At 74.6% G+C, this 9,279-nt stretch carries 1 protein-coding gene; it reads left to right on the top strand.

Annotated features, from left to right (window positions below; all coding sequences use genetic code 11):
• Positions 1-29 precede the first annotated feature (29 nt).
• Positions 30-9,254 carry a type I polyketide synthase gene (locus E0D90_RS00725; protein WP_227869888.1) on the top strand — a complete coding sequence of 3,075 codons (9,225 nt, stop codon included), beginning with the start codon at positions 30-32 and terminating at the stop codon, positions 9,252-9,254.
• Positions 9,255-9,279: the final 25 nt, after the last annotated feature.

Here is a 9,279-nt window from a genome sequence, read left to right as displayed (position 1 = left end):
GGCCCGCCCCCGGCACGCTGCCGCTCGCGGTGTCCGGCCGGAGTGCGCCCGCCCTGAGGGCACAGGCCGAACGGCTGCGCACCTTCCTGGACGACGGGACGGAGCCCGCAGCCGAACTCGTCGACCTCGCCCACTCCCTCGGCGCGACCCGCCAGTCCCACGAGCACCGTGCCGTCGTCCTCGCCACCGACCTGGTGAACGCCCGGGCCGGCCTGCGGGCCGTCGAGGAGGGCCGCACCGGGCCCGACGTACTCACCGGCGCCGTGCGGCCCGGCCTGACCGCCTTCCTGTTCACCGGGCAGGGCGCTCAGCACGCGGGCATGGCACGCGAGTTGTACGACACCTTCCCGGTGTTCGCCGAAGCCTTCGACGCGGTGTGCCAGAAGGTCGGCGGCGAACGGCCGCTGAAGGAGATCGTCTTCGAGGACGGGGCGGCGCTGGACCGCACCGTCCACACCCAGCCGGCGCTGTTCGCCGTCGAGGTCGCGCTCTTCCGCCTGGCCGAGTCATGGGGGCTGCGCCCCGACGTCCTGGCGGGTCACTCCATCGGCGAGCTGGCCGCCGCCCACGTCGCGGGCATCCTGTCGCTGGACGACGCCTGCCGCCTGGTCTCGGCCCGCGGCCGGCTGATGGAGGAACTGCCCGAGGGCGGCGCGATGCTGGCCGTCGAGGCCGCCGAGGGCGAGATCGAACTGCCCGAGGGCGTCGACCTCGCGGCGGTCAACGGGCCGTCGTCCCTGACGGTCTCCGGCGATGCCGCCGCGATCGACGCACTGGAGGAACGGCTGCGCGCCCAGGGCCGCAAGGTCAAGCGGCTCGCGGTCTCGCACGCCTTCCACTCGCAGCTGATGGAACCCATGCTCGACGGGTTCGCCGCGGTCGCCCGCGACCTCACCTACCACCCGCCGACGATCCCGCTGGTCTCCACCGTCGGCCTCGACAGCGACCCGACGACCTGGGAGCACTGGGTCGGCCAGGTCCGCTCGACCGTCCGGTTCGCCGACGCCGCCGGGGAACTGGGACGCCAGGGCGTCACCCGGTACGTCGAAGCCGGCCCCGACGGCGTCCTCTGCGCTCTCGTCGGCACCGAGGACGACACCGCCGTCGCCGTTCCACTGCAGCGGAAGGGCCGCGACCAGACGGACACCCTGCTGCGGGCGGTGGCGCGCCTGCACGTCGCGGGGCTCGACCCCGACTGGGCGGCCGTCCTGGAACCGTGGAGTCCCCGCCGGGTAGACCTGCCCACCTACGCCTTCCAGCGACAGCGCTACTGGCCGGCCCTCAGCAGCCCGGCCGACCTCAGGACGGTCGGCCTGAACGGCACCGGGCACCCGCTGCTGGGCGCGCTCGTCTCGGTGGCCGGTGACGGCGGCCTCGTGCTCACCGGCCGGCTGTCCCGCGCCACCCACCCGTGGCTGGGCGACCACCGTGTGCACGGTGCGGTCATCGTCCCGGGCACCGCGCTCGTCGACCTCGCCCTGCACGCGGGCGGCCAGGTCGGCTGTGCCGTCGTGGACGAGCTGACCCTGGGCACCCCGGTGGAACTGCCCGAGCAGGGCGGTATCCGGATCCAGGCGGAGGTGGGCACCCCGCTGGCGGACGGCTCCCGGGAGATCGCCCTCTACACCCGGCCCGACAGCGCCGACAGCGCCGACGGCAGCGAGGGCACCGACGGCGGCTGGGTCCGGCACGCGACCGGCGTTCTGGCCCCCGCACGCCCGACGACGGGCGAACCCCTGGCCGAGTGGCCGCCGCGGGACGCCCAGCCGGTGGTCCTGGACGACTTCTACGCCTCGGCGGCCGCCGCCGGCCTCGACTACGGGCCGCTCTTCCAGGGCCTGCGCGGCGCCTGGCGCGCAGCCGACGGTGTGGTCTACGCCGACGTGGCGCTTCCCGGCGTGGCCGACGGCGCGGACGCCCCCGACGCCGAGGGCTTCGACCTGCACCCCGCCCTCTTCGACGCCGCACTGCACTGCGCGGCGCTGACCGGTCCCTCGCAGAACGATCCGTCCGTTCGCATCCCGTTCAGCTGGTCCGGCGTCACCCTGCATGCCAAGGGCGCCACCGCCCTGCGCGTGCGCCTGACCCCGACGAGCACGGACGCCGTCTCGCTGGAGTTCGCCGACCCGACGGGACGGCCGGTCGCCTCCGTTGAGTCCCTGGTGCTGCGGCCGGCGGCGCCCGTGGACAGCCGGATACCCGCCGACACGCTCTTCCGTGTCGACTGGGCCGGCCTGCCCGCGTCCGGACCCTCCACCCCGTGGACGGTCGTCGCCGACGCCGGGGAGCTGGCGGCCTCGGCCGAACTCCCCGCCCTGGTGGCCGTCCACGCCGACGGCGCTGCCGAGGACTCCGACGGTCCGGCGACGCCCGACGGGCCCGCCGCGGTCCGCCGCGCCGCCCACCGCGCCCTGGAGCAGGTGCGGACCTGGCTCGCCGACGAGCGCTTCGACGCCTCCCGTCTCGTCCTGCTCACCCGGGGCGCCGTGCCCGCCGGTGACACCCCGGTCGACCCCGCCGCCGCCGCGGTGTGGGGGCTGGTGCGCAGCGCGCAGACCGAGCACCCGGGCCGCTTCGTCCTGCTCGACCTGGACCCGGCCGACACCGGCACGCCCGTCACCGGCCTGCCGGAGACCGACGAGCCCCAACTGGCCCTGCGAGACGGCCGGCTGTACGCGCCCCGTCTCGCCCGCGCCGTCGTTCCCCCGGCGGCGCCGGACCCGGCGCAGGAGCACGGCACGGTCCTCCTCACCGGCGGCACCGGCGTCCTCGGCGGCCGCGTCGCCCAGCACCTGGTCACCGAACACGGCGTCCGTGACCTGCTGCTGGTGAGCCGACGCGGTCCCGAAGCGCCCGGGGCGGACGAACTGATCTCCGAGCTGGCCTCCCTGGGCGCCCGCGCCCGTGCCCTCGCCTGCGATGTGGCCGACCGCGAGGCACTGGCCGAGGTCCTCGCCGGCATACCCGCCGACCGGCCCCTGACCGGTGTGGTGCACGCCGCCGGGATCGTGGACGACGGTGTGGTCACCTCACTGACCCCCGACAGGCTCGACGCGGTGCTGGACGCCAAGGCGACCTCCGCGCTCCACCTGGACGAACTGGTCGGCGACGTACCGCTGTTCGTGCTGTTCTCCTCCGTCTCCGCGACCTTCGGCTCCGCGGGCCAGGCCGGCTACGCGGCCGCGAACGCGGTTCTGGACGCCGTCGCCCACCGCAGGCCGGGCGCCGTCTCCGTCGGCTGGGGCCTGTGGGCGGAGGCTTCCGGTATCTCCGCCGGGCTGGACGAGACGGGGCTGGCCAGGATCCGCCGTGTGGGCTCCGCCCTTGCCACCGCCGACGCGCTGGCCGTTCTGGACGCCGTCCGGACAGGTGACATCCCGCACCTGGTCGCCCTCCGCCTGAACCTCCCCGAGCTGCGGGAGGCCGCGGACCGCGCCCCCGCCGCCGTGACGCCCCTGCTGCGGGGCCTGGTCACCCGCCGCGTCCTGCCCGAGGCGGCGCGCGCCGTGCGCGGTGCCGCCTCACCGCTGGGCGAGCGCCTCGCCGGCCTCGGCGAGGCCGAACGGGTCCAGCTGCTCACCGAGTTGGTGCGGTCCGAGGCCGCCGGTGTGCTCGGGCACAGCGGCGCGGAGCTGATCGAGGACCACAAGCCGTTCAACGACCTGGGCTTCGACTCGCTGACCGCCGTGGAACTGCGCAACCGGCTCGGCGCCGTGACGGGCCTGCGGCTGCCCGCGGCTCTCGTCTTCGACTACCCCTCCCCGCAGGCCCTGGTCGCCCACCTGCTGTCCCAGCTGACGGGGGCGGCGGACGCCGCGGCGCCCGCGCGGGCCGCCCGCACCGCCGGCAGCGACGAGCCCATCGCCATCGTCGCGATGAGCTGCCGCTACCCCGGCGAGGTCAACAGCCCCGAGGACCTGTGGAACCTGGTCGCGACGGGCTCCGACGCCATCGGCCCGTTCCCGGACAACCGCGGCTGGGACACCACGGCCCTCTACGACCCCGACCCCGACGCCGCGGGCAAGTCCTACGTCCTCGAAGGCGGGTTCGTCCACGACGCGGACCGCTTCGACCCGGTGCCCTTCGGCATCTCGCCGCGCGAGGCGCTGGCGATGGACCCGCAGCAGCGGCTGATGCTGGAAGCCTCCTGGGAGGTCTTCGAACGAGCGGGAATCGACCCGAGCTCGCTGCGCGGCAGCTCCACCGGCGTGTTCGCCGGACTCATGTACCACGACTACGGCGCCACCATGACCGTGCTGCCGGAGGGGGTCGAGGGCTACCTCGGCACCGGCACCTCGGGCAGCGTGCTGGCCGGCCGGGTGTCCTACACCTTCGGGCTGGAGGGTCCGGCCATGACCGTGGACACCGCCTGCTCCTCGTCGCTGGTCACCCTGCACCTGGCCTGCCAGGCACTGCGCAACGGCGAGTGCGACATGGCACTGGCGGGCGGCGTCACCGTGCTCTCCACCCCGGCCGTCTTCATCGACTTCAGCAGGCAGCGCGGTCTGGCGTCCGACGGCCGCTGCCGCTCGTTCTCCGCGGAGGCCGACGGTACCGGCTGGTCCGAGGGTGTGGGTGTGCTGCTGGTGGAGCGGCTCTCCGACGCGGTCCGTAACGGGCACGAGGTGCTGGCGGTGGTGCGCGGCTCGGCGGTCAACCAGGACGGCGCGTCCAACGGACTGACCGCGCCCAACGGCCCCTCGCAGGAACGCGTCATCCGTTCGGCGCTCGCCGCGAGCCGGCTGACGGCGGCGGATGTCGATGTGGTGGAGGCGCACGGTACGGGTACGACGCTGGGTGATCCGATCGAGGCGCAGGCGTTGCTCAACGCCTATGGTCAGGATCGTCCGGCGGAGCGGCCGTTGTGGCTGGGGTCGATCAAGTCGAACATCGGGCATTCGCAGGCCGCGGCGGGTGCCGGTGGTGTGATCAAGATGGTGCAGGCGTTGCGGCACGGGGTGATGCCGCGGACTCTGCATGTGGATGAGCCGACGCCGCATGTGGACTGGTCCTCCGGTGCGGTCGAGTTGCTGACGGAGGCGCGGGAGTGGCCCAGCGGGGAGCAGCCCCGCCGTGCGGCCGTCTCGTCCTTCGGTGTGAGTGGTACCAACGCGCATGTGGTACTGGAGGAGTACCGCGCACCCGCGGCCGACAGGCCTGCGGTGGAGAGCGGTCCGGAGCGGCCCACATTCCCGGTCCTGCCGTGGATCCTGTCCGGCAAGAGCGCCGCCGCCCTCCAGGAGTCCGCCGCCCGGCTCGTACCCGTCGCCGACGACGCGGACTCGGCCGACGCCGCGTGGCGGCTGGCCACCGGCCGCGCGGTGCTGGAGCACCGTGCGGTGGTGCTGGGACCGGACCGGGCAGCCGCCCTGGAGGCGCTGGCGGCCGGCGACCCGCACCCCGACGTAGTGCGCGGCTCGGGCCGTTCCGGGGTCTCTCCGGTGTTCGTCTTTCCGGGGCAGGGTTCGCAGTGGGTGGGTATGGCTGCGGAGTTGCTGGAGCGGGAGCCGGTGTTCGCCGGGGCGATGGGGGAGTGTGGGCGGGCGCTTGCGCCGTTCACGGAGTTCTCGCTGGTGGATGTGGTGCGTGGTGAGGGTGCCGAGTTGGATCGGGTGGAGGTGGTGCAGCCGGTTCTGTGGGCGGTGATGGTGTCGTTGGCGAAGCTGTGGGCGTCGGTGGGTGTGGTGCCGGCGGCTGTGGTGGGGCATTCCCAGGGGGAGATCGCGGCTGCGGTGGTCGCGGGCGGTCTGTCGTTGGAGGACGGTGCGCGCGTGGTGGCGTTGCGGGCGCGTGCGGTGGCTCAGGAGCTGGCGGGGCGTGGGGGGATGGTGTCGCTGGCGCTGCCGCTGAAGGAGGCGGAGGAGCTGGCGGCGCGCTGGGAGGGGCTGTCGGTCGCGGTGGTCAACGGGCCCGGGTCGACGGTGGTCTCCGGCGAGGCGGATGCGGTGGAGGAGTTGCTGGCGCACTGCGAGGTGGAGGGGATCAGGGCGCGGCGTATCCCGGTGGACTACGCCTCGCACTGCGCACAGGTGGAGCGGATCCGTGAGCGTCTGCTGGAGGACCTGGCACCGGTCGCGCCGGTCACCTCCACCGTGCCGTTCTACTCCACCGTCACCGCCACCCGCACGGACACCGCCGCACTCGACGCCACCTACTGGTACGACAACCTCCGCAACACGGTGCGGTTCGGGGAGGTCACCGAGGCCCTGCTGGCCGAGGGCCGGACGGTGTTCCTGGAGATCAGCGCCCACCCGGTGCTGTCCGTCGGGGTGCAGGAGAGCATCGAGGCCACCGGGCGCACCGGCGCGGCGCTGGGCACGCTCCGGCGTGGTGAGGGAGGTTTGCGCCGCTGGATGACCGCCCTGGCCGAGGCCCACGCGCACGGCGTCCCCGTCGACTGGCGCACGGTCCTTGAGGACCGCACCGGCAGCGGCGTCCAGCTGCCCACCTACCCGTTCCAGCGGGAACGCTTCTGGCCCGAGAGTCGGGCGCTGCCCGCCGACGTCTCCGCCATGGGCCTGGACCGCGCCGACCACCCGTTGCTCGGCGCGGCGGTACCGGTGGCCGGCACGGACGGGGTACTGCTCACCGGCCGGATCGCCGCGGACACCCACCCGTGGATAGCCGACCACGTCCTGCTGGGCACCGTGCTGCTGCCCGGCACCGCCCTGGTCGAACTCGCCGTCCGGGCCGGTACGTCGGCGGGCTGCCCGCACCTGGACGACCTCGCCCTGGAGGCCCCGCTCACCCTGCCCGAGGGCCGGGCGGTCGTCCTCCAGGTCGTCGTCGGAGAGAGCGCCCCCACGGAGAGCGCCCGCACCCTCACCGTCTACTCCCGCCCCGAGGGCGACGACGGAGCCTGGACCCGGAACGCGAGGGGCACGGTGCGCGCCGCCGACCCGGCCGGGTACGTCCCGGCTGCGGTCCAGTGGCCGCCCACCGACGCCGAGCCGGTCGACCTGACCGGGTTCTACGAGCCCGCCGCCGACAGCGGATACGGCTACGGCCCGGCCTTCCGGGGCCTGCGCTCCGTCTGGCGGCGGGACGACGAGGTGTTCGCCGAGGTGACGCTTCCCCAGGAAGCGCGCGCCGGCGCCGAGGGGTTCGGTCTGCACCCCGCCCTCTTCGACACCGCCCTGCACGCCATCGGAGCCGGAGAGCTCCTCCCCGGCACCAGCGGGGTGCAGATCCCCTTCGCCTGGCAGGGCGTCACCACGCACGCGGCAGGCAGCACCGAACTGCGGGTCCGGCTGAGCCGTTCCGCCGCGGGGGACTCCGTACGCCTGGAGGCCGTGACCACCACCGGCGCTCCGGTGGTCCACGTCGAGTCGCTGGCGTTCCGTCCGGTATCCGCCGCCCAGCTGACCTCGGCGAGCGGTCCCGGCGACGCGCTGTTCACCACCGACTGGATATCCGCCGCCCCCGGCCCGTTCCCCGCGTCGTGGGCCGTGGTCGGCGGTGACATCCTCGGCGCGGCCGACCACCTGGCCGAGGAGGACCTCGTCGTCGAGTGGCACGCCGACACCGCCGCGCTGATCGAGTACGTCGACGCGGGCATGAACGTACCCGAGGTCGTCCTCCTCTCCGGGGCGGGAACACCCGATGACGACGACGTGGAGGCGGTGCACCGGCGGGTGGCCGAGGTGCTCGACTCGGCACAGACCCTCCTCGCGGACCGGCGCTTCGACGACTCCCGCATCGTGCTGCTGACCTGCGGGTCCGTCGCCGTGCGGGACGGTGAGGACATCACCGACCTGCCCGGCGCCGCCGCGCGCGGACTGGTCCGGTCGGCACACTCCGAGAACCCCGGCCGGTTCGTCCTCCTCGACACCGACGGCGACCTCACCGGGCTCGCCGAGGCGCTCGTACCCGAAGAGCCGGAGACCGCGCTGCGCGGCGGTACCCCGCTGGTTCCACGCCTGGTCCGGGCCCGGCCGGAGGGCGAGCCCGCGCTGCCCACCGGAACCGTCCTGGTCACCGGCGGCACCGGAGGGCTCGGCCGCCTCGTGGCCCGGCATCTCGCCGCCACCCACGGCGTCACCGAACTGCTCCTGCTCAGCCGCTCCGGCCCGGAAGCCCCCGGAGCCGCCGATCTCGCCACCGAACTCGCCGCCCTCGGCGCGCGGGCCGAGATCGTGGCCTGTGACGCCGCCGACGGGGACCGCCTCGCCGAGGTGCTGACCGGCCGGCGGATCGCCACCGTGGTGCACGCGGCGGGCGTCCTCGACGACGGGGTCTTCGCGTCGATGACCCCCGAGCGCGTCGCGGCCGTGCTGCGCCCCAAGACCGACGCGGCGCTCCACCTGAGCAGGCTGGCCGGGGCCGAACTGTTCGTGTTCTTCTCCTCCGCCGCCGGCACCTTCGGAGCACCCGGCCAGGCCAACTACGCCGCCGCCAACGCCGCCCTGGACGCGCTCGCCGCCGGCATCCGCGCCGGTGGCCGGGACGCCCTCTCCGTCGGCTGGGGCATGTGGGCCACCGGCACCGGCATGACCGGCCACCTCTCCGAGGGCGAACGCGAGGACGCGACCGGCAGCGGAACCGCGCTGTCCGACGTGGACGGCCTCGCCCTGCTCGACGCCGCTCTCACCACCGGCCGCTCCCACGTGGTGGCGGCACGCCTGGACCTGGCCGCCGTGCGGGCCCACGCGCACACCGTTCCGGTCCCCGCGCTGCTGCGTACCCTCGTACCACCGCCCGTCCGGCGGACCGCCGAGGAGCAGCGGCCGGAGACGGCGTCGCTCAGCTCCCGCCTGGCTCCCCTCGACCCGGCCGAGCGGCGGCAGGTGGTGCTCGACCTGGTCCGTGGCCACGCGGCCGCGGTCCTCGGACACGCCTCCGCCGAGGCCATCCACCCCGAACTGGGCTTCACCGACCTGGGGTTCAGCTCGCTGAGCGCGGTCGAGATCCGCAACCAGCTCAGTGCCGCCACCGGCCTGCGGTTGCCGACCACGCTGGTCTTCGACCACCCGAGCGCCGCCCGTCTCACCGACCACCTGCTGGAACAACTGGTGGTCGAGAGCGCCGACACCGGCCCCGCCGCGTTCCTGGCCGACCTGGACCGGCTCGACGCCGCCCTCGCCGGGACCAGCCCGGGGGACGAGACCCGCAGCCGCGTGGTCTCGCGGCTGCACGCGCTGCTCGCCCGGCACGACACCGCCGACGGCTCGGGCCTGGTCACCGCCGCCGGAAACCTCGACGCGGCGGACGACGACAACCTCTTCGCCTTCATCGACAACGAACTGGGAGCCTGAGGCGATGCCGGACGAGACAGTCGGC

The organism is Streptomyces otsuchiensis, assembly GCF_004305975.1.
GTDB lineage: Bacteria > Actinomycetota > Actinomycetes > Streptomycetales > Streptomycetaceae > Streptomyces > Streptomyces otsuchiensis.
This window is presented reverse-complemented; position numbering and strand designations above follow the sequence as displayed.